The 24946-nt window shown below is 67.9% G+C and carries 24 protein-coding genes; 14 read left to right on the top strand and 10 right to left on the bottom strand.

What is annotated here, in order from left to right:
* The first annotated feature begins 96 nt into the window (after positions 1–96).
* The 3 genes from E1181_RS14080 (at position 97) to E1181_RS14070 (ending at position 1833) form a co-directional block, all read left to right on the top strand.
* Complete coding sequence (locus E1181_RS14080) at positions 97–597, top strand: amino-acid N-acetyltransferase (RefSeq protein ID WP_132674821.1); 501 nt, start codon at positions 97–99, stop codon at positions 595–597.
* 42 nt (positions 598–639) lie between these two features.
* Positions 640–1158: an amino-acid N-acetyltransferase gene (locus E1181_RS14075; RefSeq protein ID WP_132674819.1), complete on the top strand. Its 519-nt coding sequence runs from the start codon at positions 640–642 to the stop codon at positions 1156–1158.
* Between the two features lie 171 nt (positions 1159–1329).
* Positions 1330–1833 carry a phospholipase gene (locus E1181_RS14070; RefSeq protein ID WP_207922147.1) on the top strand — a complete coding sequence of 168 codons (504 nt, stop codon included), beginning with the start codon at positions 1330–1332 and terminating at the stop codon, positions 1831–1833.
* 92 nt (positions 1834–1925) lie between these two features.
* Here the strand turns inward: E1181_RS14070 and E1181_RS14065 are convergent, their stop codons facing one another.
* A complete protein-coding gene (locus tag E1181_RS14065) occupies positions 1926–3167 on the bottom strand; it encodes a sialidase family protein (RefSeq protein WP_235876761.1) in 1242 nt (413 codons plus the stop codon).
* 251 nt (positions 3168–3418) lie between these two features.
* Entirely contained in the window at positions 3419–5908 is a 2490-nt protein-coding gene (locus E1181_RS14060; RefSeq protein WP_207922146.1) for an FtsK/SpoIIIE family DNA translocase, read from the bottom strand.
* A 93-nt stretch (positions 5909–6001) separates the two neighbouring features.
* Here E1181_RS14060 and E1181_RS14055 point away from each other — a divergent pair, with 93 nt between their 5' ends.
* Both E1181_RS14055 and E1181_RS14050 read left to right on the top strand, forming a co-directional pair.
* Entirely contained in the window at positions 6002–6838 is an 837-nt protein-coding gene (locus tag E1181_RS14055) for a lysophospholipid acyltransferase family protein (RefSeq protein WP_408009830.1), read from the top strand.
* Between the two features lie 126 nt (positions 6839–6964).
* The gene (locus tag E1181_RS14050) at positions 6965–8539 is read left to right on the top strand and encodes an alpha/beta hydrolase (RefSeq protein ID WP_132674815.1); all 1575 of its coding nucleotides are present in this window, start codon (positions 6965–6967) and stop codon (positions 8537–8539) included.
* A 590-nt stretch (positions 8540–9129) separates the two neighbouring features.
* Here E1181_RS14050 and E1181_RS14045 read toward each other — a convergent pair.
* Positions 9130–9762, bottom strand: a complete 633-nt coding sequence (locus E1181_RS14045; RefSeq protein WP_132674813.1) for a TetR/AcrR family transcriptional regulator — start codon at positions 9760–9762, stop codon at positions 9130–9132.
* Between the two features lie 188 nt (positions 9763–9950).
* On the opposite strand from E1181_RS14045, the gene E1181_RS14040 reads away from it, so the two are divergent.
* Positions 9951–10754, top strand: coding sequence for an SDR family NAD(P)-dependent oxidoreductase (locus E1181_RS14040; RefSeq protein WP_132674811.1), 804 nt, complete (start codon positions 9951–9953; stop codon positions 10752–10754).
* 12 nt (positions 10755–10766) lie between these two features.
* Here E1181_RS14040 and E1181_RS14035 read toward each other — a convergent pair whose 3' ends face one another.
* Positions 10767–12029 (bottom strand): RNA-guided endonuclease InsQ/TnpB family protein, encoded by a 1263-nt coding sequence (locus tag E1181_RS14035; protein WP_132674809.1) that lies wholly within the window; start codon positions 12027–12029, stop codon positions 10767–10769.
* Positions 12030–12193: 164 nt separating this feature from the next.
* Between E1181_RS14035 and E1181_RS14030 the strand changes: the two genes are divergently transcribed.
* Both E1181_RS14030 and E1181_RS14025 read left to right on the top strand, forming a co-directional pair.
* Positions 12194–13321, top strand: coding sequence for a DUF5938 domain-containing protein (locus tag E1181_RS14030; protein WP_132674807.1), 1128 nt, complete (start codon positions 12194–12196; stop codon positions 13319–13321).
* A gap of 58 nt (positions 13322–13379) precedes the next feature.
* Positions 13380–14915, top strand: a complete 1536-nt coding sequence (locus E1181_RS14025; protein WP_132674805.1) for an acyl-CoA synthetase — start codon at positions 13380–13382, stop codon at positions 14913–14915.
* A gap of 109 nt (positions 14916–15024) precedes the next feature.
* On the opposite strand, the gene E1181_RS14020 is transcribed toward E1181_RS14025, so the two are convergent.
* On the bottom strand, positions 15025–15255 hold the full coding sequence (locus E1181_RS14020; protein WP_132674803.1) for a hypothetical protein: 231 nt from the start codon (positions 15253–15255) through the stop codon (positions 15025–15027).
* A gap of 146 nt (positions 15256–15401) precedes the next feature.
* On the opposite strand from E1181_RS14020, the gene E1181_RS14015 reads away from it, so the two are divergent.
* From E1181_RS14015 to E1181_RS13990, 6 genes are all read left to right on the top strand, one after another.
* Positions 15402–16262 (top strand): helix-turn-helix domain-containing protein, encoded by an 861-nt coding sequence (locus tag E1181_RS14015; RefSeq protein WP_132674801.1) that lies wholly within the window; start codon positions 15402–15404, stop codon positions 16260–16262.
* A 15-nt stretch (positions 16263–16277) separates the two neighbouring features.
* The gene (locus E1181_RS14010) at positions 16278–16478 is read left to right on the top strand and encodes a DUF397 domain-containing protein (RefSeq protein ID WP_132674799.1); all 201 of its coding nucleotides are present in this window, start codon (positions 16278–16280) and stop codon (positions 16476–16478) included.
* A 268-nt stretch (positions 16479–16746) separates the two neighbouring features.
* The gene (locus E1181_RS14005) at positions 16747–17067 is read left to right on the top strand and encodes a hypothetical protein (RefSeq protein ID WP_132674797.1); all 321 of its coding nucleotides are present in this window, start codon (positions 16747–16749) and stop codon (positions 17065–17067) included.
* Positions 17068–17107: 40 nt separating this feature from the next.
* The gene (locus tag E1181_RS14000) at positions 17108–17683 is read left to right on the top strand and encodes a DUF3558 family protein (RefSeq protein WP_165944623.1); all 576 of its coding nucleotides are present in this window, start codon (positions 17108–17110) and stop codon (positions 17681–17683) included.
* 67 nt (positions 17684–17750) lie between these two features.
* The gene (locus E1181_RS13995; protein ID WP_207922144.1) at positions 17751–18911 is read left to right on the top strand and encodes a hypothetical protein; all 1161 of its coding nucleotides are present in this window, start codon (positions 17751–17753) and stop codon (positions 18909–18911) included.
* A gap of 3 nt (positions 18912–18914) precedes the next feature.
* Positions 18915–19739 (top strand): ESX secretion-associated protein EspG, encoded by an 825-nt coding sequence (locus tag E1181_RS13990; protein WP_132674791.1) that lies wholly within the window; start codon positions 18915–18917, stop codon positions 19737–19739.
* Positions 19740–19800: 61 nt separating this feature from the next.
* On the opposite strand, the gene E1181_RS13985 is transcribed toward E1181_RS13990, so the two are convergent.
* The 5 genes from E1181_RS13985 to thyX form a co-directional block, all read right to left on the bottom strand.
* Complete coding sequence (locus E1181_RS13985; RefSeq protein ID WP_132674789.1) at positions 19801–19989, bottom strand: hypothetical protein; 189 nt, start codon at positions 19987–19989, stop codon at positions 19801–19803.
* Between the two features lie 379 nt (positions 19990–20368).
* Positions 20369–22093, bottom strand: coding sequence for a ribonuclease J (locus E1181_RS13980; protein ID WP_235876754.1), 1725 nt, complete (start codon positions 22091–22093; stop codon positions 20369–20371).
* Positions 22094–22100: 7 nt separating this feature from the next.
* Positions 22101–23033: a 4-hydroxy-tetrahydrodipicolinate synthase gene (gene dapA / locus E1181_RS13975; RefSeq protein ID WP_132674787.1), complete on the bottom strand. Its 933-nt coding sequence runs from the start codon at positions 23031–23033 to the stop codon at positions 22101–22103.
* A 136-nt stretch (positions 23034–23169) separates the two neighbouring features.
* Positions 23170–23796, bottom strand: coding sequence for a TIGR03085 family metal-binding protein (locus E1181_RS13970; RefSeq protein ID WP_132674785.1), 627 nt, complete (start codon positions 23794–23796; stop codon positions 23170–23172).
* Between the two features lie 304 nt (positions 23797–24100).
* Positions 24101–24853 (bottom strand): FAD-dependent thymidylate synthase, encoded by a 753-nt coding sequence (gene thyX, locus E1181_RS13965; RefSeq protein WP_132674783.1) that lies wholly within the window; start codon positions 24851–24853, stop codon positions 24101–24103.
* Positions 24854–24946: the final 93 nt, after the last annotated feature.

The raw sequence follows: 24946 nt of genomic DNA, 5'->3' as shown, positions 1-24946 counted from the left end.
AACGAGCCTGCCACCGCAGAATGCCTCCGAGTGGTGGCCAAGATTACGGCTGTCCGGACGACCATCCTCCTGTTGCCATGGTTAGGCTTACCTAACGTGAATGCCATCGAGGTGCGACCGGCCCGAGTCCGCGACGCGCGAGCGATCAAGTCGTTGATCGACCACTACGCGGGAAAGGTGGTCCTCGGCAAGGAGCTGGTCACGCTCTACGAGGACATCCAGGAGTTCCGGGTCGCCGAGGACGAGGGCCACATCGTCGGCTGCGGCGCGCTGCACGTGCTGTGGGAGGACCTCGCCGAGATCCGCACCGTGGCCGTCGACCCGATGGAGAAGGGGCGCGGGGTCGGCCACCTCATCGTCGACCGGCTGATCGAGCACGCCGCGGAGCTGGGCCTGTCCCGGATCTTCGTGCTCACCTTCGAGACGGAGTTCTTCGGCAGGCACGGCTTCCGGCCGATCGCCGACACGCCCGTTCCGCCGGAGGTCTACGACGAGATCCGCCGCTCCCCGGACGAGGGCGTCGCCCAGTTCCTGGACCTGGCGCACGTCAAGCCGAACACCTTGGGCAACACGCGGATGCTGTTGCAGCTGGCCTGATATTCGCGCGCTCCGCCGAGGGCGCGGCGTTACGATGGATGCATGAATGGTTATGCGCCGTCGGAGATAGTGATTCGACGGGCTCGGATCGCCGACGTCCCGACGATCAAGGCGCTGGTCGACACCTACGCGGGAGAAGTGCTCCTGGAGAAGGAACTCGTCACGCTCTACGAGGACATCCAGGAGTTCTGGGTGGCCGAGGACGACGGGCGCGTGGTCGGTTGCGGTGCGCTGCACGTGCTGTGGGAAGACCTCGCCGAGATCCGCACGGTGGCGATCGATCCGGTGGTCAAGGGACGCGGCATCGGGCACCGCGTCGTCCGGCGGCTCGTCGAGCTCGCCACCGAGCTGGGCCTGACGCGGGTGTTCGTGCTGACCTTCGAGACGGAGTTCTTCGGGCGGCACGGTTTCCGCACCATCGACGGCGCTCCGGTCAGCCCCGAGGTCTACGAGGAGATGCGGCGCTCGGTCGACGCCGGCGTCGCGGAATTCCTGGACCTGGCCAACATCAAGCCCAACACCCTGGGCAACACCCGGATGCTCCTCGAACTGCCGGGTTGAGCAGTTCTTCCACGCATCAGGTGAGGCGCACCGCCACGCGAGGTGAGCACCGAACCCGAACTCCGTCGTTCATCAACCGTTCGCGTTCGTAAGTTCGCAACTTTCTCACGAGTCCCTCTGGCACCGGTTATAAACACCTGTGGTCATCCGTTCCACCCAGAGGAGACTGCCTTGGAACGCAACCGTCGCCGTGGCCTGATCGCCACCGTGGCCGCCACCGGTGCCCTGCTGCTGACCGGCGGAACGGCGCTCGCCGCCGACCTGACGCCCGAAGAGCTGCAGAAGACCACCGACAGCTACCTGTTCGAGCACTCGCTCGACGAGTTCACCCAGACCCGCTCCGAGCAGCCCCACGACGACCAGCTCGACTGGTCCTCCGACGGCTGCTCCTACTCCCCGGATTCGCCGTTCGGCTACGAGTTCCTGGAGAGCTGCGACCGGCACGACTTCGGATACCGCAACTACAAGTCGCAGGAGCGGTTCACCGAGGACAACCGGCTGGAGATCGACGACAACTTCCGCGACGACATGTACACGGCGTGCGACGGCGACGGCGCCTGCGAGTCCACCGCGGACCTGTACTACCAGGCCGTTCGCCAGTTCGGCGGCTCCGCCTCGTCGGTCGCGGAAGCCGTGGAGATGGCCAACGTCCCGGAGCGCGCCGCCCAGCGCTGACCCGCCCTGTTCGAATTTCGCGCGACATTCGCAAAGCCCCCACCCGGCGGGAGGACCAGCTCTTCCGGGTGGGGGCCGCTCTGCGGAGGCCGTCAGCGGCCGATTCGGGTGTCCATCGGACGGGGCTCGGACTTCGCCGCAGCGCTCCCGCCGTCGATCGGGCCGACGCCGTAGAACGCCTCGCACGGCCCGCCGATGTAGTGCTCGAAGTCCGTGGTCACGTGGATCATGGACTCGCCGTCCTCGGTGGCCAGCAGGCTGGGGCTGAAGTTCCGGCAGGAGCTGCCCTGGTTGTAGCTGATCTGCACCGGGGCGGGGATCTCCTTCCACGGCCCGTCGAGGTCCTTCGGGTCGTCGTTGACCATCACGGTCTTGCCGTTGCCGGGCGCCCAGCCGCCGTTGTCACCGCCGAGCATCTGGTAGCCCAGCAGCACTCGTCCGTTGGGGTTCGGGCCGGGCGCGAGCGCGATGGTCGGCGTGCCGAGGGGCTGCCCGCCGGTGTCGGAGACGATCTCGGTGCCCAGGTCGTAGGGGTCGCCCCAGTCCCAGCCGTCGGAGGACTTGCGGATCCAGACCGTGCAGGTGTGCACCGGGTCGTAATTGCAGACCTCGTAGACCATCAGGTAGGTGCCGTCCGGCAGTTTGCGAACTCCCGACATTCCGGGGCGCACCGTGAACTCGTCGTTCTTCAGCATGTCCTTCGCATCGGTCCAATTGCGACCGTCCGAGGAACGCACCTGCACCAGTTTTTGATCGTGCTTCGGGTCGCTGTCATCGGAATAGAACGCGACCAGGTCGCCCTGCTCGGAAACGGTGAACTCGGGCTCCCACACGCCGGGCCCGACCGGGGCCTGCACGACGTCGGAGAGGTAGCTCCAGGTCTTGCCGTGGTCGTCGCTGCGCCACACGCGGATGCTGGTCCGCCGCTCGTCCTCGTCGGAGCCGATGCCCGCGGAACCGGCCCACAGCAGCGTCCCGGCGGGCATGTCGCCGACCTGCTGCGGCAGCTCGTACAGCGTCGAGCAGCACATCCCCTTGGTGTTCTCACCTGCGGGATCGCGGATCTCCGAGAGCGGCTGGAAGGTCTTGCCGTCGTCGCGGCTCTCGAAGATCACCGCGAAACCGGCGTTGTCCCGGTAGGTCGTCATGCTCGACAGCACGCGGCCGTTGGCCTCGCCGGAGTTCTCCAGCCGCACCAGGCGCGGATAGCTGGAACCGCCGACGCGCAGCAGCTCACCCTTGTCCACGTCCTGGGTCCCGACATCGCCGGGAGCGGGTGCGGATAACGCCGCGTGCTGCAATCCCGCGATCACCAATGCCGCCGAGAACAGCACGACCAACAAAGCGCGAACTTTTCGAAAGACCATGCGCAATACCCCTCAACCCGCGGGCGGTTCAACCGTCAGCGGCGGAGAGGCTATCGCAGAAAGGATCTGAATCGAGCCCTCTGGAAATTCCGTTCAGAGCAATTGGGAGAACGCAAACGGAGCAGTGGAAAGAATGCGAAACAAACGGTGATGAACAACCGTGAAAAGCGCGGAAAACGAAACGGTCCCGCGGCTTGAACCTCGCCGCGGGACCGTGCTCACTCCTCGTCGCCGGGCGGTGGCCCGCCGCGGATCGAGTAGAGGGCGTTCTCCAGCTCGTCGGGTTTGACCAGCACGTCGCGCGCCTTGGAGCCCTCCGACGGACCGACGACCCCGCGCGATTCGAGCAGGTCCATCAACCGGCCGGCCTTGGCGAACCCGACGCGCAGCTTGCGCTGCAACATCGACGTGGACCCGAACTGGCTGGTCACGACGAGCTCGGTCGCCTGCAGCAGGACGTCGAGGTCGTCGCCGATGTCGGAGTCGACCTCCTTCTTCTCCCCCGCCTTGGCCGCGGTGACCCCGTCGGTGTAGTCCGGGTCGGCCTGGTCCTTGGTGTAGGCGACGATGCGGTGGATCTCGTCGTCGGCGACGAACGAGCCCTGCACGCGCACCGGCCGCGAAGCACCCATCGGCAGGTAGAGCGCGTCGCCCATGCCGATCAGCTTCTCGGCGCCGGGCTGGTCGAGGATGACCCGGGAGTCGGTCAGCGACGAGGTCGCGAACGCCAGCCGCGAGGGCACGTTGGTCTTGATCAGACCCGTGACCACGTCCACCGACGGCCGCTGCGTGGCCAGCACCAGGTGGATGCCGGCGGCTCGGGCCTTCTGCGTGATCCGCACGATCGCGTCCTCGACGTCGCGCGGGGCGGTCATCATCAGGTCGGCCAGCTCGTCGACGATCGCCAGGATGTAGGGGTAGGGCTTGTACTCGCGCTCGCTGCCCAGCGGCGCGGTGATCTCACCCGAGCGCACCTTGGCGTTGAAGTCGTCGATGTGCCGGACCCGGTTGGCCTGCATGTCCTGGTACCGCTGCTCCATCTCCTCCACCAGCCAGGCCAGCGCGGCGGCGGCCTTCTTCGGCTGGGTGATGATGGGCGTGATCAGGTGCGGGATGCCCTCGTAGGGCGTGAGCTCCACCATCTTCGGGTCGATCAGGATCATCCTGACCTCCTGCGGGGTGGCCCGCGCCAGCAACGACACCAGCATCGAGTTGACGAAGCTCGACTTACCGGAGCCCGTCGAACCCGCGCACAGCAGGTGCGGCATCTTGGACAGGTTCGCGGTCACCATGTGACCTTCGATGTCCTTGCCCAAGCCCATGACCAGCGGATGCGTGTCCTTGGCGGCTTCGGTGGAGCGCAGCACGTCGCCGAGCCGCACCATCTCGCGGTCGCTGTTGGGCACCTCGATGCCGACCGCGGACTTGCCGGGGATCGGGGCGAGCAGCCGCACGTTGTCGGTGGCGGCGGCGTAGGCGATGTTCTTGGTGAGCGCGGTGATCTTCTCGACCTTCACGCCGGGCCCGAGCTCCACCTCGTAGCGGGTGACGGTCGGGCCGCGGGTGAAGCCGGTGACCTGCGCGTCGATGTTGAACTGCTCCAGGACCGCGGTGATGGCCTCGATCATCGAGTCGTTGGCCTTGCTGCGGCTCTTCGGCGGGTCGCCGTCGGTGAGCACGTCCAGCGGCGGCAGCTGGTAGTCGCCCTCGACGTCACGGCTGATCAGCGGCTGGTCGCTCTTCTTCGGCTTCTCGGGCTTCTCCGGTTTGGCGGCCGGGACCTCGGCGGCCTTGGGCTTGGCGGGCTTGGCCGGCTCCTCGGGGACGTCGTCGAGCGAGAGCTGCTCGTCCTGCTCGGACATCGCCGACTGGCGGCGCCGGGACGGGCGGCGGAGCTTGACCGTCTTCGGGTCGCCTTCGAGTTCGGCCTTGCTGGGCGCGGGTTCGAAGCCGCCCTCGTCGTCGTCACCCTCGCCGCGCAGCTTGGCGAGCACGTCGCGGACCGAGGACCCGGTGAGCACGAGCAGCCCGAACAGTCCGGCGAGGACGAGCACGGGGACGGCGACGTAGCCGGTCAGGCCGTAGGCCAGCGCGCCACCGGCGACGAATCCGAGCGCACCTCCCGCGACGGGCCATGCTTCGGCCTCCAACGGGGAACCCGACAGGACGTGGATGGTTCCCAGCGTCGCGAACAGCAGCAGCACCGAGCCGATGACCACGCGCGGCCGGGCTTCGGGGCTGGTCTCGGTGCGCATCAGGATCACCGCGGTGATCAGCAGGACGATGGGCAGCACGAGCGCGCCGATGCCGATGACCGAGCGCAGCGCCCAGTCGAACCAGTGACCGACCGGCCCGCCGGCCTTCCACCACACGCCCGCGGCCACGATGACGGCCAGCGCGAGGTAGATCAGCGCGATCCCGTCGCGGCGGTGGGCGGGGTCGAGCTCGCGGGTCTTGCCGACCGCGCGGACCACGCCGCCGAGTCCGCCACCTTGCTTCTTGGTGCTCTTGGCGGGGGTGCGCTTCGCGGGCGTCTTGCGCGGCGCGTGCGTCGACCTGGGGCTCGGCTTGCTCTGCCCCTTGGAGGCGGTGCTCTTGCCCTTCGCCCCCGCGGAGGAGCTGCCACGCTTCGCGGCGGAGCCGCTACGCTGCGTCGCCGCCTTGCCGCGCGACGAGCCCCGCCCCCCGTTAGTTGTCCGGCTCGCCATGCCCCACACGGTATCGGCACCCGCCTCTCCCGTCACAACAACCACAGGGGTTCGCGCCCTTCCGGCGCACAAGCCATGAGATCCTTGCCCATCATGGTTGCCCTGCCCAGCGGCCCGGAGCCGACACACCGAAGCGACCGCGAGAACCTGTTCCGCGCCACGCCGAGGCTGTGGCGTGCGCTGATGCGCGTGGACCGCGCGGTGATCGCGCTGACCGGGCGGCTGGTCATCACCGGCGACGTGCCGGATGACCTGCGCGGGAAGCCGTTGCTGATGGCGGCCAACCACATCGGCAACCTGGATCCGCTGGTGCTCATCGCGGCCTGCCGGGAGCGCAGGATCTCGCCGCGCTTCGTGGCCACGGGAGGCCTGTTCGACGCTCCGGTGATCGGTTCGATCATGCGCGCCGGCCGCCACGTCCGCGCCGACCGGGGCAAGGCGAGCGCGGGCGAGGCGCTGGGCAAGGTCGTCAACGCCCTCACCGAGGACGCGAATCCGGTTCTGGTCTACCCGGAGGGACGGCTCACCCTGGAGCCGAACATGTGGCCCGAGCGGGGCAAGACCGGTGTCGCGCGGATGGCGCTGGCCGCCGGGACCCCGGTGATCCCGATCAGCCAGTGGGGCGCGCACGAGGCCATGTGCTACGGCATGGTCCGCGTGGAAAGCGCCCGCGACCTGTGGGTTCTGTTCTCGTCGTGGCTGCGGGCGGTCGTGCGGCGACCGACGATGCGGGTCCACTTCGGCGCTCCCGTGGACCTCTCCGACCTGGCCGCCGATCGCGTCGGCGACGCCGCGCGCGCCCGCGACCGCATCATGCGCGCCATCACCGAGGGCCTGATCCCGCTGCGCATCGACGAGCCCGAGGCGCCGCTGCACCACGACCCGACCCGCCCGGTCACCGACAAGCCCTCCCCCTGGCTGAGCCGGTAACCGAGCGGAAACGCGGCCGGTTCGACCATTTTTCGCCAATCACGATCCCTGAACCGATTCGATCTCGTTAACTGTCCACACTGCATCGCCGTCACCGGCGAGAACTCGGACAGACGAGGACGATTCGTGAAAAAAGTCGCCACCACCGCGCTGGCGCTCGGGCTGCTGATCGGCTTATCGCCGACGGTCGGCTCGGCATCCGCCGCGCCGGCACCCGAATTCACCCCGGCACCGATCCAGTGGGGCCCGTGCGAGAGCGAGTCCCTGCAGAAGGCCGGTGCCGAGTGCGGCAAGGTCTCGGTTCCGCTGGACTACGCCGACCCGGCGGGCGAGCAGATCAAGCTCGCGGTCTCGCGCATCAAGCACACCGTCCCGGAGGACCAGTACCAGGGAGTCATGCTGGTCAACCCGGGTGGTCCGGGCGGTTCCGGGCTGAACCTGAGCGTGCTCGGCTCGTACGTCCCGAAGAACGCAGGCGCGGCCTACGACTGGATCGGCTTCGATCCGCGCGGTGTGGGCAGCAGTGAGCCCGCGCTGTCGTGCGACCCGAACTACTTCAGCTACGACCGCCCGCACTACGTGCCAACTCCCGAGCTGGAGAAGACCTGGCTGGAGCGCACCGAGGGCTACGCGAAGGCGTGCGGCAACGCGGGCAAGCTCCTCGACCACATCAAGACCACCGATTCGGTCGAGGACATGGACAGCATCCGCGAGGCGCTGGGCCAGGAGCAGATCAACTACTACGGCTTCTCCTACGGCACCTACCTCGGCCAGGTCTACGGCACGCTGCACCCGGAGCGGATGCGGCGCGTGGTGATGGACGGCGTGGTCAACGTCGAGGACATCTGGTACCAGGCGAACCTGAACCAGGACGTGGCCTTCGACCGCAACATCAAGATCTTCTTCGACTGGGTCGCCCGCAACGACGCGACCTACCACCTGGGCACCACCGCGGCCGACGTGGAGAAGCAGTACTACGACCAGCTCGCCGAGCTCGACCAGCAGCCCGCCGGTGGTGTGATCGGCTCGTCGGAGTGGACGGACCTGTTCCTGCAGGCCGGGTACTCGACGTCGGTCTGGCCGGAGCGCGCGCAGGCGTTCTCGGCGTGGGTCAACAACGGCGACTGGGCCCCGGCCAAGGCGCTCTACGACGACACCAACGCCCCGGGCGACGACAACGGCTACGCCATCTACACGGGCGTGCAGTGCACGGACATCCAGTGGCCGACCAGCTGGGAGCAGTGGCGCAAGGACAACTGGGAGACCCACGCCAAGGCGCCCTTCGAGACCTGGGGCAACGCCTGGTACAACGCCCCGTGCCTGAACTGGCCCGCCAAGGCGGGCAAGCCGGTCGAGGTCGACGGCAGCGAGGTCGAGAGCGCGCTGCTCATCAGCGAGGAGCTCGACGCCGCCACCCCGTTCCCGGGCGCTCTGGAAGCCCGCAAGCGCTTCCCGAACTCCAGCCTCATCAGCCTCCCCGGCGGCACCACCCACTCGGGCTCGCTGAGCGGGAACGCCTGCGAGGACGACCAGATCGCGGACTACCTGCTGACGGGCAAGCTCCCCGCCCGCCAGCCCGGCGACGGCCCGGACACCACGTGCGAGCCCCTGCCGCAACCCACCCCTGAAGCCGTGGGCACCCAGTCCGCCCACGGCCAACCAGCGGTCCTGCGAGAAGCCCTGCAGTCCAACCACCGCTGACCGACGCAACGAAGAACGGGCCCGACCTCCTCCAGGAGACCGGGCCCGTTCTTCTTTTGCGCAACACCCACGCCCGACCGGCCTCCTGGGACTGCCCGGTGAACGGTGGATCCGGCCCGGAACCGCGGATCGATGAGCCGCTGGTCCTGTCCAAAGCACCGGATTACGGCAGTAATCCGGTCCCTGATTACGGCAGTAATCCGGGGTCGTGGGACCACCCAGCCCCGTGGCGGTCGCCCAGCGTCCGGGATTTCAGTGGAAGTCAGGGCCCTGATTTCCACTGAAATCGGGAAACCCAGCCTGGGGGTGATTGTTGGCCGGTTGGAGTCAGTGACCCTGAGGCGTCGAGCATGTTCAGGGGCGCGATGGTTGGCAGCCCTCGTCTTCGGCTGAGCGCACTCGCCTCGACGCCACACAGGTCGCGTGAATGATCGTGCGCTGGAAACGGCCCCTCAGCGCCGTCCACCTGTGCTGGAAGATCGCGTCAGTCGAAAGACCCCCCGGCGCGTACCAGGTGGCACTAGCGGCCCGGGGGACTTCGACGCCGATGCCAGCAGAACCGAACCGGCCGGTTTTCCTCGCGCTGGCGGTTATTTCGCGACCAGGAGGTCGAGCAACCGGGTGAGTTCTTGGGCGAGGCCGGCGACTTGGTCGTCCATTTCGGACAGTTGGTGGAGCAGGGCGAGCTGGAAGACGCCGTCGAGGGTCGCGTAGGCGGTCGCCTGCGAGGTGGCCGGCTCGGTGCCGGAGAGTTCGGCGTAGCGGCTCAGAACGCGCCAGATCATCTCCTGCCTGCGGCCGTCGATGTCGAGCACGTCGTTGCGGAACGACTCGTCGAACAGGCTCTGGTTGCGCAGGTCGTACCAGAGCCGGTGCAGGTGGGCGTCGGCCTTGAGGGTCCCGAAGAACATGTCGACGAAGCCGTTCCGGAGCTCTTCGGCCGTGCCCGCGTTCGCCACGACGTCGTCGTAGCGGGTCACGCAGACCTCTTCGTACTGCCGGACCGCCTGGGTGATCAGGTCCCGCTTGTCGGCGAAGTAGTAGTGCAGGACGCCGTGCGAGAACTCGGAGTTCTGCGCGATCTCCCGCAGGCTCGTGCGCGCGTATCCCAGGTCGGCGAGGGTCTGCAGCGTCGCGACGGCGAGCTCTCTGCGTCGCGTCTCGAACTTGTCGACCTGACGGCGAGCGATCCGCTCCTGCTTGGTTTCAGCGACCTCGGTCACGGGTTCGTCCCTGTCGGCTGGCTGGTTCCGGCGTTGTGGCTGCCCGCCAGTCTATCTCCCGCCCTCGCCTTTGACAGTTGTCAAAGAATTTCTTGACGACTGTCAAAAGACGCTTCTATGGTGTGACCCAACTCGCACCCCGGGTCCGAGGGCAGCGCGCAGCAGTGATCTCAAGGAGGAGATTCCGCATGACCAGTTACGACCTGTCCGGAAGAAGAGCCCTGGTCACAGGGGGTGCGCGCGGTCTCGGAGCCGGCATGGCCGAGGCGCTGGTCGCCGCGGGCGCCGCCGTGGCCATCGGCGACGTGCTCGACGACGAGGGCAAGCAGACCGCCGAGTCGCTGCGCGCGAAGGGCGCCACGGCGGAATTCGTCAAGCTCGACATCACCGACGAGGACAGCTGGGCCTCGGCGGTCCCGGAGGTCATCGCCTCGCTCGGCGGGTTCGACCTGCTGGTCAACAACGCCGGGGTCGAGATCACCAGCCTCATCGCCGATCTCGAACCCGCCGACGTCCGCACGATGCTCGACGTCAACGTGCTCGGCACGGCGCTGGGGCTCAAGCACGCCTTCCGCGCCATGCGCCCGGACGGTCCGGCCGGCAACGGCGGCGCCGTGGTCAACGTCGCGTCCGTCGCGGCCACCATCGCCTTCCCCGGGATCTCGATCTACTCAGCGACGAAGTCCGCGATCGACCGGCTGACCAGGGTCGCGGCAGCGGAGTCCGGGAAGCTCGGCTACGGGGTTCGCGTCAACTGCATCTACCCCGGCCTGACCCCGACCGCGATGGGCAACCAGCTCGCCGTCGACTGCGCGGAGATCGGGCTGTTCCCCTCCCCCGAGGAAGCCGCCAAGGCGGTCGTGGACCTCACGCCGCAGGGGCGGCTCGGGCAGGTCGACGACATGGCGGACGCGGTCGTGTTCCTGGCTTCGGGAGCCGCCAAGTACATCACCGGAGCAGGACTCCCGGTCGACGGCGGCATGGGCATTTGACGTCTCCCCTGCCTAATGGCCGGGGATTCCGAACCTCACGGGACGGGTTTCCTGCTTCGTAGCCGATGACCGAGGGGAGGCCCCTTGCGGATTTACACCAGCTCCACAGGCATCGCCGGGGGTTTCCCCGGCTACGGCAAGACCTGCCGCAAGGATGTTCTTCGCGGCGTTGTGGTCCCGGTCGTGCCGGGTGCCGCAGTCAGGGCACGTCCAGTGCCTCACCGACAGCGTCAAGCTCTTCAGCAGGTGCCCGCATGCGGAGCAGGTCCTGCTGGAGGGGTACCAGCGGTCGATGACCACGACTCGCTTTCCCGCGCGTTCGGCCTTGTATTCCAGCTGGCGCCGGAACTCTCCGAACGCCGCGTCCCTCACCGCGCGATTCAGCCCGGCCTTGGCCCGCACGTTGCGACCGGGCGTGTCCGGGGTCCCCTTCGCGCTACTGCTCATGCCCGCGATGTTGAGGTCTTCAAGTGCGATCACGTCGTGTTCGCGAACCAGGCGCGTCGAAACGCGGTGCAGGAAGTCAGCACGCGCATTGCGAATCTTCCGGTGCGTGCGGGCGACCTTGTTCTTGGCTTTCCGCCGGTTCGCGCTACCAGGCTGCTTCCGTGCCATCTGCCGCTGGTACCGAGCAAGGTTGCGAGCCTTGCGGTCCATATGTCGCGGATTGGGGACCTTCTCACCGGTGGACAAGACCGCGAAGTCCTTCACCCCGAGGTCCACGCCAACGGTTCTGCCTGTCTCGGGGGCAGGTTCGGGATCTTCGGTGTCCACCGCGAAGGTCACGTACCAACGCCCGTCCGGTTCCCGCGACACGATAACCATCGTCGGATTCAGACTCGCCAGAATTCCGGCATCCCAGGACCACGCGAATACCAGGGGTTTCGCGTGCTTGGCCAACTTCAGGCGTCCGCCACGCAAGGTGAACGCCGAACGCGTGTAGTGCGCGGATTGGCGCCCGTTGCGGGACTTGAAACGCGGGTATTTCGCACGCCCGGCGAAGAAGTTCGCATAAGCCGTGTGCTGGTGCCGCAACGTCTGCTGCAACGGAACGGACGAGACCTCGGACAAAAACGCCAGTTCCTCGGTCTTCTTCCACGCCGTGAGCGCGGCATCGGTCTCCTTGTACGAGGTCTTCTTGCCGTGCGCGTGGTAGGCGCGGTGCCGAGCATCGAGCGTCTTGTTCCAGACCAGACGCACACAACCGAACGTGCGGCCCAACTGGGCCGCCTGCTCAGAATCCGGATACGCCCGGACCTTGTACGCCGTCCTCATAAAGATCATCTATCACGCAACACCGACACAAATGAGAAACCGATCGCTACGACAGTCCCAGATCTCATTGCGCACGCGGCAGTCACGTTTCACCCCGTCCTCCAAGACGAGGCATCCACCCCGAAATCCAATGACCCGCTTCTCCACTGCGAAAGGACGAATTCGTGAGCACTGACAAGCCTGTCGTCGTCTACGGGGCTTCCGGCTACACGGGACGCCTCATCTGCGAATACCTGCGCGAGTACAACATCCCGTTCCTGGCCGCCGGCCGCGATCACCAGCGCGTCAAGGAAGCCGTCGAGGCGGTTCCCGGCGTGGAGACCGTGCCGCACGAGATCGTCGAGGTGGAGCACGACGCTTCGGCGCTGGCCGAGCAGTTCCGCGGCGCGAAGGTCGTGCTCAACACGGTCGGCCCCTTCGCCCGCTACGGCCACGAGGTCGTGCAGGCGTGCCTGGACATCGGCGCGCACTACACCGACACCAACGGCGAGCAGAACTGGATGATCGACGTGGAACAGCGCTACGGCGCCGATTTCGCGGCCCAGGACCTGCTGCTGTCCCCCGGTTTGGCGCAGATGTACACCATCGGCGAGATCGCGGCCAACATCTGCCTGGAAACTCCCGGACTGGACACCCTCGACATCCAGGTGTTCTGGAAGGGGTATCCGACCGTCGCCTCGACCAACACGATCCTGACCAACGCGGCGTTCGCCGAAGCCTTCTACCTGGAGCAGAACCAGTACGTGGCGTGGCCCGCCGACGGCGGCCTGGCCGAGGTCGTCGTTCCGGGCCAGCACGAGCTCGGGCTCGCGCTGCCGTGGGGCGGCACCTCGCACCCGGTGTGGTTCCGCAACGATCCCCGGGTCGCCAACGCCCGTGCCTCGGGCGGGGTGTTCAACCGCGAGCTGATGCAGGCCGTCCCGCAGATCGTCACGGCGGCTCTCCAGCAGATGGAGGGCAAGTCCGAGCAGGAGAAGTACGAGATCATCGACGCCACGTCGGCGCAGGTTCGAAGCGAGATGCCGCCGAGGGAGAACCCGCGGATCAACACCTCGCTGGATTCGGTGCACGCCTCGGGCCCGCTGGGACGCGCGCACTGCGTCATCCACGGCAACTGCAACTACAAGCAGACCGCGCTGCTCAACGCGCACGCGGCCGCTCACCTGCTGCAGGACCGCCCCCGCCGAGCGGGTTTCGCCTCCGGCTGCCAGGCGTTCGGGCACCGGGAGCTGCTGGGCACGCTCCGAGCCTTCGGGCTCGTGCTCAACCCGATCGTCGAAGTCCACCAGTGATCCGCCGTGCCGGTCGCCGACGTCCGGCGACCGGCACGCCCGACCCAGCGAGGTAGCCGTGCAGCTGGCCGAATACCTGGACAAAGGGGCTTCGCTCGGAGACGAACGGCCCTGCCTGACCACGAACGGGGAATCGCTGACCTACGCCGAGGTGCAGGACTCGTCCTGGCGGATGGCCAGGGCTCTGATGGCCTCGGGAATCCGGCCCGGAGACCGCGTCGCGGTGTTGTCGGGCAACGATCCGCTCGCCCTGACCAGCGTTTTCGGGATCTCCCGCGCGGGCGCGGTGTGGTGCCCGGTGAACCCGCGCAACGAGGCGGCGGAGAACCGGCAGCTGCTGTCGATGTTCGGCTGCCGCTGCCTGCTGTTCCAGGAGCGGTTCGCTCCGCTGGTGCAGCGCATCCGCCACGAGCTGCCGGAACTGCTCACCCTGGTCTGCCTGGACGGGGAGGTCGACGGCGCGCTGACCTTCGCCGACTGGATCGAGCTCGGAGATCCCGGCCGCCAGGCCCCGGCGGTCGCCGGTGACGAGCTGTGCATGCTCGCCGGAACCGGTGGCACGACGGGCGAGCCGAAGGGCGTGCGGCTGACCGGGACCAACATGGCCACGGCGACCGCGCTGACGCTGATGAGCTACCCGTTCGGCGACCGCCCGCGGTACCTGGCGCTGGCTCCGCTCACCCACTCGGCAGGCGTGCTGACCTGGCCGATCCTGTCGCTGGGCGGCGAGATCGTCATCATGCCGGAGCCGGATCTGGGCGAGTTCCTGCGGCTGATCGAACGGCACCGCATCACGCACGCGTTCTTGCCTCCGACCGTGATCTACGGGCTGCTCGACCACCCCGACCTCGACGCGACGGACCTGAGCTCGCTGCGCTGCCTCTGGTACGGCGCCGCCCCGATGTCGCCGACCCGGTTGCGGGAGGCCTTGGAGCGGATCGGCCCGGTGCTGGGCCAGCTCTTCGGGCAGACCGAGGCGCCGAACATGATCGCCACGATGGCCCCGGCGGATCACTTCCGCGAGGACGGTTCGGTGGCGGTGGAACGGCTTTCGTCCGCGGGGAGGCCGAGCCCGCTGACGCAGGTGGCGGTCATGGACGAGTCCGGCGCGCTGCTGCCCAGGGGCGAGCGCGGCGAGATCGTGGTGCGCGGCCCGCTGGTCATGGCCGGTTACCACGAGAACCCGTCCGCCACCGAGGAAGTCAGCGCGCACGGCTGGCACCACACCGGCGACATCGGCTACCTCGACGCCGAGAACTTCCTGTTCATCGTCGACCGCGCCAAGGACATGATCATCACCGGCGGGTTCAACGTCTACTCCGCCGAGGTGGAGCAGACCCTGCGCGAGCACGGCGCCGTGCAGGACTGCGCCGTGCTCGGCCTGCCGGACGAGAAGTGGGGCGAGCGGGTCACGGCGGTGGTGCAGCTGCGCGCCGGTGGGCGGGCCGAGTCCGGCGAGCTCGCGGCGTTCGTCAAGGAGCGGCTGGGCAGCGTGAAAGCACCCAAGCAGCTGGAGATCTGGCCCGATCTGCCGCGGTCGAAGATCGGCAAGGTCCTCAAACCCGAGATCCGGAAACAACTCCTGCGAACCTGAGCCGCGTGCTCATGCGAGGGGGCGGTCGGCCGGCGCGAGGGAGATGGCGCGCCGGCCGACCTTTCGCGGTTTCGACGCCTGTCGGGGGAAGTCGGCGTCGAAACGGGCTTCAGGTGCGACCGTTGAGCTCCGATATGAGAGTTCGGTTGCACTCACCGCAGGTGGGGGCTCTGACCCAGTCGAGGTCGGTGGGAGTGGCCATCGCGACCTCGACACCGCAGACGGTCGTGTCGGCCGACTGCCGTTCCCAACGACGTCCCCGGAACGCGTGGCGCGCGAAGACGCCGGAATCCGGATTCGGGGTCGGCAGCCAGTAATGCCGCGCTGGCTCGAAGTTCATCGGCGCACTCCGCTCTGTCAGATCGACTGTGCTGATCAACTTAAATCTGCGATCGCGGATTATGGAATTGCCGAATCGAGTGATGTTCCCGCGAACTCGAATCCGGAACACTTGCGAGTGAACAAGATCGGATTCGGAGGCGATCGATGGCGACACCCACCGTGCGGCGACTTCAGCTCGGCAACGAAATGCGTCACGTGCGCATCAAAGCCGGCCGGGAGCAGGCCGAAGCCGCCGACGCACTGGACGCCGGAATCGGCAAGATCAGCCGGTTGGAGCTGGGCCAGGGCGGCATCTCCAAGGGAGATCTCAAGCTCCTGCTGGAGTTCTACGAGGTCGACCCCGACGAGATGCAGTGGATGTTCGAGCTCGCCAAGACCCGCAGCAGCCGGGGCCGCTGGGGCGATTACCGCGCGGTCTTCCCCGAGTGGTTCCGCATGTACGTCGACCTGGAAACCGATGCCGAGGAGATCCGCCAGGTCAAAGGCGAGATCGTGCCGGGAATCCTGCAGACCGAGGGGTACATCAGGGCGATGGACACCTCCTCGGCCAGGCGCGAGAGCGAGGACATCGACGCCAACGTGGCCGCGAGGCAGGAACGGCAGGCGATCCTGACGCGGGACGAGCCGCCGACCGCCTCGTTCCTGCTGTCGGAATCGTGCCTGCGACGCAGGGTCGGAACCCCCGAGGTCATGCGCGACCAGCTCGACCACCTCGCCGAGATGGCCCTGCAGCACAACATCAACGTCCAGGTCCTGCCCTTCGACGTGGAAGCGCCTCCGGGCGGGACCTCGTACGGCTTCACCATGCTTCGCATCCCGTCGAACGGGATCGCCGCGCCGCTCGAATTCGTCTACGTCGAATGCCTGGACGACGCACGGTACTTGGACGCCAAGGACGCGGTCTTGGCCTACGCCAGACTGTGGGATCAGCTGCAGGCAGCTTCACTCTCCCCGAAAGACTCTCTGAAAGTCCTACGATCGGTGCGCAATCAGTACTCGGAGTAGACGCGAGGTCGCACCATGATCGAAGGACGTGTCCTCTCGGACGCGAAGTGGTTCAAGAGCAGCTACAGCGCGACGCAGGACGAGTGCGTCGAAGTCGCGATCACCAGCACCGCCATCGGCGTCCGGGACACCAAGGACCGGAACGGCGGAACCCTGGTCTTCGACAGCACCACCTGGTCCACCTTCTTAACCCACCTCAAAACCCCCAAGGGCTGAAGAGCACTACGTGCGAGGGGCGCCTCCGACCACCGAGGCGTCCCTTCGCACGTCCTCACCAGCGGGCGACCGAGGCGAAACGCCCAGGTCCGCGCGAAGCTCCGCTCGTGGATTGCGACATCCAGGTGACGCGACCCCCGAATCGGCTCACTCAGTAGGGTGATCGCGTTCATAATGTGCGCCGGTCCAAAACGCTGTGATCACCAAGCCTGATCACAGAAGATGGACCACAGCCGGACGTGTCATTCGAAGTAGGGGGAACACCGCCGTGGCCGGGTTCGTAGTCGATCCTGCGGGACTGCAGAGTGCGATCAAACGCTTGGAGAAGATCCGGGACGACGCCCTCGCCATGGTCGACAGTGCAGCACGTGTGGAGCCCGGCGAGCTGACGGCCAAGGACACCTACACGAACAAGGCGCGCCTGGCGATCACCGAACGGGCAGCGGGCGAAACGGGCTCGTTGCGGATGACGGCGCACAATCTGACCAAGAAGCTTCAGGAGAAGATCGACGCCTACAACGCGGTCCTCGCCGAGTACCAGGCTGCGGACGAGCACGGAAGTGACGTCCAGCGCCATGTCGCAAGCTAATGTGCCGGGCGTGATCCGAACCGTGACGACGAGGAGTGAAGTGGTCAAGCGCAGCGCGATCTTCTGTGCAGGCGCAGCCTTCATCTGCAGCGCCCTCACCTCCTGCGGCGGTAGTGGTGGTGGAACCGAAGGCTCCCCCGCACCGGAGACGCAGCAGCCGAGCGGTGTCACGATCAGCGCACCGAAGGACGCGATGGCGACGGACCGATGCGGCCTTCTGCCCGCCGACGCCGCGACCGGGCTCGGCCTTGCCCCGCAAGGCAAGGAGCAGTCCGATCCGCTGGACCCGGAAGCTCCCTCGCCGTGCGTCTGGAACTCCGAAGACGGCAAGAACCGCCTGTCGCTAACTCCGCTCGATGGCCGCTCGCTCCAGGCGTACCTCGACAACAAGTCGAAGTACGTCGATTTCCAGGAACTTTCCATCACAGGACACCCGTCGGTGCGGGCCAACCAGGGCGACCCGAAGCAGGACGGCACTTGCGACATCTTCCTCGCTACGAAGGAAGGTCAGATCTTGTCCGCACAGGCCCATGTGATGGACACGAGTCAAGACGCCTGCGGCATCGCGCAGAAGGCGCTCGAAGCCGCCGTTCCAACCCTTCCTGCTTCGAAGTAGCCATTGGGGGACAAGACACATGCTCGACATGTGCTATGCGAGTAGCGCTAAGGAATACCGCAAGCAGATGGGCGGGTCCCCGGACGCCGCCAGCCTGCCCTCGCCCACCGACGAGGGTGTGAAGCGCTGGGAGAACGCTGCGAAGGCGTTCGACCAGATGGTTGAGGACATCGCCGCAGCGCTGCGCGATGCGGAGGCCGCGCACACGGGTCGTGCCGCCGAGGCCGCCAACGCCTCCATCTCCGAGATCCAGCCGCTCGCTCGGGCTGCGGCCGAGACCTCGCGCGGGGTCAAAGCCGCCCTGGAAGAGCAGAACACCTACCAGCGTGAGGCTTTTCAGGCTCTGCCGGTCAAGGACGATCCGCTGCCGAGCGGGCAGGGCGCCATTCTCGACCCGCCGCAGAAGGGGTGGGTCGAGGACTGGGGTCTCGACTCGAACCCGGTGACCGGGTGGATGTCGGACTACGAGGACCGGCAGCAGGCCTACGTGGACACCAACCAGCAGGCCAACCAGGTCATGGAGCGCTACAGCCAGCAGACCGAGGGCGTCATCGCGCGGCTGCCGGAGTTCCAGCCCGCCGACCAGCCGCCGCCCGCGGCTCCGCCGGTGTCGTCCTACCCGACTTCGGGCACGTATTCCGCTGGTGACAGCGGTTCTTCGTACTCGGGTGGCGCCTACTCCGCACCGTCGAGCACGTCGTCGGCTTGGGCATCGGCTCCGAGCGCGGCGCCCGCGGTGCACGCACCGTCCGCGCCGGCCGCGTCGAACCCGTCCTGGGCGACTCCGACCCCGACGGCTCCCGGACTTCCGCCGGGTGTCGTGCGCGGTCCCGACGGGACGCTGTTCCGGCAGAACCCGCAGACCGGCGCGTGGGAGCGGCAGAACCCCCACAACGGTCGCTGGGCCCTCTCCCCCAACGGCGGCCCCGGTGGTCGTCGCGGTGCCGAAGGCGCAGGCGCGCCCGCGGGTCGCGGTGCCGGTGGCCGGGCCGGGATGGGCGGTCTCGGTGGTGCCGGTGGCGCGAACGCCTCCGGTGGTGCCGCCGGTCGTGGTGGCCAGGCCGGTGCACCCGGGGCGGGTGCCGGTGCCGGGCGCGGCAAGCAGGGCGAGTCCGAGGAGCAGGAGCACCAGCGTCCCGGCTGGCTCGTCGAGCAGGACGACGTGTTCACCAACGACATGCAGCGCACCGCACCACCCGTCTTCGGTGACGCCGACCAAGGCCGGTGATTCGTGGCCAGGCGTGAACTGAGCCTGCCTCCCGCCGCCGCGAACTACCTCTGCACCCGGTTCGACCTGCAGCTGCACCCCCTGCTGCGGGTCGGCTGGTTGCCGCTGGACGCCACCGACGAAGACCGCCGCGAGGCGGCCGAACTCGGTCGGCGCCAGCTCATCCAGCAGAGCCTGTTCGACGGCGACGAGCTGCACCCGTTCGTCGAGGAGGCCGTCCACCTCCTGGCCCGGCCGCCGCTGGCGATCGGGGTCGCGGTCCACGCGCGCGAGGGCGAGGACTTCAACGCCGTGCTCGTCGAGTACGGCCGCAGCACCGTCCAGGCGTACCAGGCCGACGGCGAAACCCCCGACGACCTGCGGGACATCCGCATCAAGCGGCACGAGCACGGTGGTCCGGCGGGCAACGCCATCAACCTGCTCGGCAAGGTCACCGCCGCCGAGGACGCGTCGGTGTCGATCCCCTACGCGCACCTGGAGCAGGTGACCACGCGGATGGGCGGCTCCGCGCGGACCCTGTCCTCGGCGCTGGGCTACGCCGGAGTCCGCGGTGCGCAGGCGAAAACGCTGATGAACGCCTTCACCGCGAAGCGCGGACTGGAAGGGCTGATCACCGTGCGCGCCTACGACCAGAAGGTCCGGCGGACGCGTTCGCTGCCGTTCAACCTGCAGTTCTTCGCCACCGAAGCCGGTTGCTACGTGGCCCAGCGCAAGCCGGGTCGCGACGGCCGCGAGTGGTACACGCTGGCACCGGCCGACTCGCGGAAGCTCGTCGGGACGATCAACGAGATGATCCGGCTGCTCACCCGCCCGGCTGCCCGCGTCTGAGACGTGAAGAGGGGCTGACCTCTCCCGGGAGATCAGCCCCTCTTCGACGTGCCGAGTCGGCTCAGCCTTCGGTGATCGGCGCGTTGACGCAGGCGCTGTCCTGCGGAGACGCGATCGGAGCCGCAGCCCCCAGGACCGCGACGTTGTTGCCGCACGCCTGAACCGGCAGAACGCTCACGTTGTTGTCGTTGAGCAGGTTGACCCCGTCGTTGTCCGAGCTGTCAGCGAATGCCGGGCCCCCGATGGCCATGAGTGCAGTTGCAGCGGCGGCAGCGCCGAAAAGTCGAGCGGAAGTACGCACCTTCAGACCCCAATCTTGCGAGTGGTTTTCCAGCGGAACGAAGCGAGCTCGAACCGGCGGAATTCACCCTGGCAGCGGACTTGCCACCCAGCTCGGTGGATCACGCCAACGTGCCACGGACTCCACTCGTCAGGTGTTCGAAAACACCCAGCGTGCACGGCGAAATCGGGCATTCCTCAGAGGACTCCCGCACGACCGGGTAACGGGCGATTGGAAACGAGCACCGATCACGATGTCCACCCAGCCAAGCCCGGTTACCCGGGGTGATGCGGACGTGCGAAGGGGTGGCCCGGAAGGATTTCCGAGCCACCCCGTTCAAGCTACGAGATCAGGAACCGACGGGAAGCACGTTCGGCACGATCATCGGGCGGCGGCGGTACTTCTCGGCCACCCAGCGGCCCACGACCCGCCGCACCGACTGCGCGATGCGGTGCGTGTCGGTGATGCCCTCGGCCTCGGTGCGCGCCAGCTCCATCTCCACCAGCGGCACCACTTCGTCCAGCGCCTTCGGGTCGTCCGAGAAACCGCGGCCGGAGATCGTCGGCGACGAGACCGCGCGCCCGTTCGTCGCGTCCACCGCGACGGTGATCGCGATGAAACCGCCCTCACCCAGCACCAACCGGTCCGACAGCGTCGACTCGCCGACGTCGCCCACCGACAGGCCGTCGACGTAGACGTGACCGACCTCGACGCGGCCCGCGATGCTCGCGATGCCGTCCACCATGTCGACCACCACGCCGTCCTCGGCGATGACCACGCGATCAGCGGGAACACCCGTCAACCGGGCCAGTTCGGCGTTCGCGCGCAGGTGGCGCCACTCGCCGTGCACCGGCATCACGTTGCTCGGGCGCACCGCGTTGTACAGGTACAGCAGCTCGCCGGCGGAAGCGTGACCGGAGACGTGGACCTTCGCGTGGCCCTGGTGCACCACCTGGGCGCCCAGCCGGACCAGGCCGTTGACCACGCCGAACACGGCCGTCTCGTTGCCCGGGATCAGCGAGCTCGCCAGCACCACCGTGTCACCGGCGCGGATGCCGATCTGGCGGTGCTCGCCGCGCGCCATCCGCGACAGCGCCGACAGCGGCTCGCCCTGCGACCCCGTCGAGACGAACGCGACCTCGGACTCCGGCATCTCCAGCGCCTGGTCCAGGTCGACGAGCAGGCCCTCCGGCACGTCCAGCATCCCCAGATCAGAGGCGATGCCCATGTTGCGCACCATCGACCGGCCCACGAAGCAGACCTTGCGGCCGTGCGTCTGCGCGACCTCCAGCACCTGCTGCACGCGGTGCACGTGGCTGGCGAAGCAGGCCACGATGACCCGCTGCGTCGCCTTGCCGATCACCCGGTCCAGGACCGGGCCGATCTCGCGCTCCGGCGTGACGAAGCCCGGCACCTCGGCGTTGGTGGAGTCGACCAGGAACAGGTCGACGCCCTCGTCGCCCAGCCGGGAGAAACCCGCCAGATCGGTCAGCCGGTTGTCCAGCGGCAGCTGGTCCAGCTTGATGTCACCGGTGTGCAGCACGACCCCGGCGGGCGTGCGGATGGCCACCGCCAGCGCGTCCGGGATCGAGTGGTTGACCGCGAAGAACTCCAGGTCGAAGGAGCCGTGCGCGCTGCGCTGGCCCTCGGCGACCTCGATCAGCTGCGGGTTCAGCCGGTGCTCGCGGCACTTGGCCGCCAGCAGCGCCAGCGTGAACTTCGAGCCGACCACCGGCAAATCCGGCCGCAGCCGCAGCAGGAACGGCACCGCACCGATGTGGTCCTCGTGGCCGTGCGTGAGGACCAGGGCCTCGATGTCGTCCAGCCGGTCCTCGATCGCGCCGAAGTCCGGCAGGATCAGGTCCACGCCGGGCTGGTCGTCCTCCGGGAACAGCACGCCGCAGTCGACGATCAGCAGCCGGCCCTCGTACTCGAAGACCGTCATGTTCCGGCCGACCTCGCCGATGCCACCGAGCGCGACGACCCTGAGACCACCTTCGGCCAACGGGCGTGGTGGTGCCGACGAAGTCGGCGTCACCGGGTGGTACTCGGTGGCTGTCGCCTGTGCGCTCAACGCTGTGTCACCTCTGTGCTGCGTCCGGGTTGACCAATACCAAACCAGCATCCCACAGGTCACTGGTGATCAACCGCACCTGCTCCTCGGTGGCGGCCGGGAGCGGCAGCCTCGGCTGCCCCGTCTCGTAGCCGCACAGCCGCAGAGCGGTCTTGGCGAAGATGACGCCACCGACGAAGTTCATCGACCGGTAGACCGGGAGGAGTCCCTTGTGGACTTCCAGAGCGCTTGCGACGTCACCGGATTCGTAGGCGTCGAGCATCTTGCGGAGCCGGTCGCCGACCACGTGGCCGATCACGCTGACGAAGCCGACCGCACCCACCGACAGCCACGGCAGGTTCAGCGGGTCCTCGCCGGAGTAGTAGGCCAGACCCGCGTCGTTCATCGCCTCGCTGCCCGCCCACAGGTCGTGCTTGGAGTCCTTGACCGCGACGATCTGCGGGTGCTCGGCCAGCCGCTTGAGGGTGTCGACCTGGATCGGCACCACGCTGCGCGGCGGGATGTCGTAGAGCATCACCGGCAGGTCGGTCGCGTCGGCGACGGTCCAGAAGTGCTGGTAGAGGCCTTCCTGCGGCGGCCGGGAGTAGTAGGGGGTCACGACCAGCAGGCCGTGCGCACCGGCCTTCTCAGCGGAGCGCGCCAGCTCCACGGAGTGCTCGGTGTTGTTCGTGCCGGCACCGGCGACGACCGTCGCCCGGTCGCCCACGGCCTCGACCACCGCGCGCAGGAGCTGTTCCTTCTCCTGGTCGGTGGTGGTGGGGCTCTCACCGGTGGTGCCGTTGACGACCAACCCGTCGTTGCCGACGTTGTCGACCAGGTAAGCGGCGAGCTCCTGCGCCACTTTGAGGTCGACCTTTCCGTCTTCGTCGAACGGCGTGACCATGGCGGTCAGGACGCGGCCGAACGGGCGGCCCGGAATGGCGGTGGGGCAGTCGGTCATGGTCCTGACGCTACCTGGTCAGTGACCTGCTGAAGACAGCCGGACCGAGCTGAACCGAGCCCGCCGGAAAGGCGTTCCCGAGGGGCTCGAACGGCCGTGTTTCTTTCGGCTCAGCGGTGCTCTGACGAGCAGTTTTTCAGAACGAGCGGCGCAGGTCCTGCATGGCCATGATGTCGGCCTCGTTGCCCTCGAAGGTGACCTTGGTTTCACGCCGGCCGAACGCCTGCAGGAGCAGCTCGCTGGGCTCGCCGATGATGCGCACCGTGCGCGGGCCGCGCTTGGCCGGGATCTCGGTGCCGTCGGTGCGGCGCAGCACCACGCCCACCGGGCTGCGGCCGTAGAACATCCGCGCGACCCGGCCCAGCGACTTCCACAGGGCCTCGTCGCGGGTCTCGTCGGACGGGCGCGGCTGCCAGTTCGGCTGCGCGCGGCGCACGTCCTCGTGGTGCACGAAGAACTCGGCGGCGTTGACCGTCTCGTCGACCCCGCCGATGCTCATCGGGTTCCACTTGGGCGGCCCCTGACGCACCTGGTCGACCAGCTCCGGCCAGGCCAGCTCGCGCAGCTCCTGCTCGGCGCGCTCACCGCGCTCGGCCAGCGCCTTGATCAGCCGGCCCGCCAACGCGTCCGGACGGCGTTCGCGCACGACCAGGTGCACCGCGAGGTCCCTGGTCGTCCACCCCTCGCACAGCGTCGGCGCGTCCGGGCCGACTTGCTCGAACAGCTCGCACAACAGCTGGCGTTCTTCGCTGGCGACACCCATGGCGCCCACTCTAAACGCCGATCTTCCCGAGCGTCGGACGTGTCCGCGATCGAGACGAAAACGGCACCCGCGGTGTCCCACGGGTGCCGTTCCTCAAACTTCGACGGGCGCAAGCGGCGCAGCCGCGAGGCGTGAGGAGCCACCCTCGCAGCCCGCACCGCCGCGGGTTCTGACACGTCTTCTGGCGAGTACGCCGCGACGCCGTGCATTGGCATGCATCAGGAGTGGCGCACCGGAGTCCAGAAGGCGTGTCAGGTTCCGCCACCCGCACCGCCAAGCAAACAGACCACCGATCAGGCGTTCGTCAGCCTTCGGTGACGAAGGGGCTGGAGGCTACCTCCGTGCCGTCCTTCAACGTGGTGATCTCGAAGTCGCTGAAGACGTTCGGCACGGCCTTCTGGAGCTGCTTCAGGCACTCCACCGCCAGGCCGCGGATCTCCACGTCGGCGTGCTCGGAGGCGCGCATCGCGATGAAGTGCCGCCAAGCGCGGTAGTTGCCGCTGACCACGATGCGGGTCTCCGTGGCGTTGGGCAGCACCGAGCGGGCGGCCTGCCGGGCCTGCTTTCGGCGCAGCGTCATCTTCGGCTCGTCGGCGAACTTCTCCTCCAGCGCCGCCAGCAGGTCGCTGTAGGCCTGCACGCTCGCCTCGGCGGCCTGCACGAACTTCTCGTGCAGCTCCGGGTCCTCGGCGATGACGTCGGGCTCGACCATCGCCGCGTCCCGCTCCGGGACGTAGCGCTGCGAGAGCTGCGAGTAGGAGAAGTGCCGGTGGCGGATCAGCTCGTGGGTCAACGAGCGGGACATCCCGGTCAGGTAGAACGACACCGTCCCGTGCTCCAGCACGGACAGGTGACCCACCTCCAGGATGTGCTTGAGGTATCCGGCGTTGGTGGCGGTCGCCGGGTTCGGCTTGCGCCACGACTGGTAGCACGCACGACCGGCGAACTCGGCCAGCGCCTGCCCACCGTCGGCGTCGGTCGACCAGTCCACGTCTTCCGGCGGGAAGAACTCGGTCTTGCCGATCAGCTGCACTTTCGGCCGCACGATCTCGGTCACGACGGGCGTGCCCCTTTCCTGCTTCTCACGACTCCCCATGTGTTGCCCGAAAGCCTAACCGGCTGGCCCGACAAGATCGCCTGACGCCAGTTG

Origin of the sequence: Saccharopolyspora terrae (assembly GCF_004348435.1) — a bacterium.
Lineage (GTDB): Bacteria > Actinomycetota > Actinomycetes > Mycobacteriales > Pseudonocardiaceae > Saccharopolyspora > Saccharopolyspora endophytica.
This window is presented reverse-complemented; position numbering and strand designations above follow the sequence as displayed.

What these genes read in the sequence shown, in the direction of transcription:
- E1181_RS14075 (WP_132674819.1), top strand. Translation starts at nt 640, where the DNA reads ATGAATGGTTATGCGCCGTCGGAGATAGTGATTCGACGGGCTCGGATC.
- E1181_RS14060 (WP_207922146.1), bottom strand. Translation starts at nt 5,908, where the DNA reads ATGGCGAGCCGGACAACTAACGGGGGGCGGGGCTCGTCGCGCGGCAAG.
- E1181_RS14055 (WP_408009830.1), top strand. Translation starts at nt 6,002, where the DNA reads ATGGTTGCCCTGCCCAGCGGCCCGGAGCCGACACACCGAAGCGACCGC.
- E1181_RS14040 (WP_132674811.1), top strand. Translation starts at nt 9,951, where the DNA reads ATGACCAGTTACGACCTGTCCGGAAGAAGAGCCCTGGTCACAGGGGGT.
- E1181_RS14035 (WP_132674809.1), bottom strand. Translation starts at nt 12,029, where the DNA reads ATGAGGACGGCGTACAAGGTCCGGGCGTATCCGGATTCTGAGCAGGCG.
- E1181_RS14020 (WP_132674803.1), bottom strand. Translation starts at nt 15,255, where the DNA reads ATGAACTTCGAGCCAGCGCGGCATTACTGGCTGCCGACCCCGAATCCG.
- E1181_RS14015 (WP_132674801.1), top strand. Translation starts at nt 15,402, where the DNA reads ATGGCGACACCCACCGTGCGGCGACTTCAGCTCGGCAACGAAATGCGT.
- E1181_RS14010 (WP_132674799.1), top strand. Translation starts at nt 16,278, where the DNA reads ATGATCGAAGGACGTGTCCTCTCGGACGCGAAGTGGTTCAAGAGCAGC.
- E1181_RS13995 (WP_207922144.1), top strand. Translation starts at nt 17,751, where the DNA reads ATGGGCGGGTCCCCGGACGCCGCCAGCCTGCCCTCGCCCACCGACGAG.
- E1181_RS13985 (WP_132674789.1), bottom strand. Translation starts at nt 19,989, where the DNA reads ATGGCCATCGGGGGCCCGGCATTCGCTGACAGCTCGGACAACGACGGG.
- dapA (WP_132674787.1), bottom strand. Translation starts at nt 23,033, where the DNA reads ATGACCGACTGCCCCACCGCCATTCCGGGCCGCCCGTTCGGCCGCGTC.
- E1181_RS13970 (WP_132674785.1), bottom strand. Translation starts at nt 23,796, where the DNA reads ATGGGTGTCGCCAGCGAAGAACGCCAGCTGTTGTGCGAGCTGTTCGAG.